At 73.6% G+C, this 1,403-nt stretch carries 1 protein-coding gene; it reads right to left on the reverse strand.

Annotated elements, in window-relative coordinates; translation table 11 throughout:
* Positions 1-1,149: serine/threonine-protein kinase (locus K8638_RS44165; protein WP_223760808.1), on the reverse strand; the 1,149-nt coding region annotated here is incomplete at its 3' end.
* Positions 1,150-1,403: the final 254 nt, after the last annotated feature.

The following is a 1,403-nucleotide window of genomic DNA, read 5'->3' on the forward strand; positions in this document are numbered from 1 at the left end:
CGTCAGCACCGAGTCTCCGACCGCCACGGTGCCTCCATCCCGGGCCTCCTCGGGCGCCTCCGCGCGCACCGTCTCCGCCTCCTCTCCTCCGGGATGCGTGCTCAGCATCCACCCGGCTCCCAGCGCGAGCGCCCCTCCCAGGCCAGCCGCCGTGAGCCATGCCCGCCTGCCGCGCAGGGGCGCGGGATGCTGCGGTACGGGCCGGGGAGCCGCCCGGGCCTCCTCGGGCCGCGGTGCCTCCCGGACGAAGAGGGGCACGTCCGCTTCAGGCCCCGCCTCTCTCGCGGCACGCTCCAGCGCCTCGCCCAGCTCGCGCGCACCTCCCCGAGCCTCGGGACTCGCCGAGAGCATCCGCGACGTCAGGGCGCTCAACTCCTCGCAGCAACGGGCGTTGAACGCTCGCGCTGACGGTGGCGCGCTTTCCTCCTGGGGCCCGGCCTGGGGCTCCGGGCTCGACGGGAATGGGTACTCGCCCGTCACGAGCCGGTACGCGGTGACTCCCAGCGCGTAGACGTCATCCGCCGGCCCGGGCGCGTAGGGCACAATCGGCTCGCGCATGGGCAGCCTCACCGAGCGCCACGCCTCCGGCGAACGGTAGGGCGGCGTCCCGGGCGGAAACGGGGGCTGCGTCAGCGTGGCGGCGCCAATGAAGTGTCCGGAGCCGAAGTCTGTCAGGAAGACGCGCCCGTCCTCCTCGCCGACGAGGACATTGTCCCCTTTGACGTCCCGGTGCACGCCGCCCGCGGCATGGGTCGCCGCCAGGGCCCCCGCGAGGCTGGCGAGGACGTGGAGCACCTGCCGCGAGGTGGGCACGCGCTCCAGCGCCCAGTCATACAGCGACGCGCCGTCCACCAGTTCCATCGTGAGGTACGGGTAGCTGGGGCCCCCAGACTGCTGCCAGTCGCCATGCTCCACGAGGCGCGGGACGTTGGGATGCCGGATGCGCGAGAGCAGCTCCACCTCCCGCGCGAAGCGCTCGTCCCGAGGGTGCAGCGCCAGCTTGAGGGCCACGGCGCCTCGCGGGGCCTCCGCGCCGACTGCACGGTAGACGGCGCCGTAGGCACCCCGCCCTCGGCGCTCCAGCACGCGCCACCGCCCCACCCTCGTCCCCAGGGGAAGTCTCGCCGGATTCAGGTAGACAGGCTTCATGGGGTGCCTCGCGAGGAGATGCGCGGTCCGCTCCGCTCGCGGGCAGACTACGCGCGAAGTAGGTGCGTGTCAGCGCAATCTCCCAGGTCAACGCGCTCCGTCGCGACCGCGCCCCCTCTTCGAGTCAATCGAGGCCGGTCTCCCTTCCCCGTGCGCGGCCACACTCAGGCGTGGTGCTGCTCGGCCGCGCGGTAGAGCCCGGAGAGCGAGAAGTCCAGCAGCGCCTGCCGCGAGCGCGTGTACCGGTGGGCCCG

The organism is Myxococcus sp. RHSTA-1-4, assembly GCF_020037125.1.
In the GTDB taxonomy this organism is placed as follows: Bacteria; Myxococcota; Myxococcia; order Myxococcales; family Myxococcaceae; genus Myxococcus.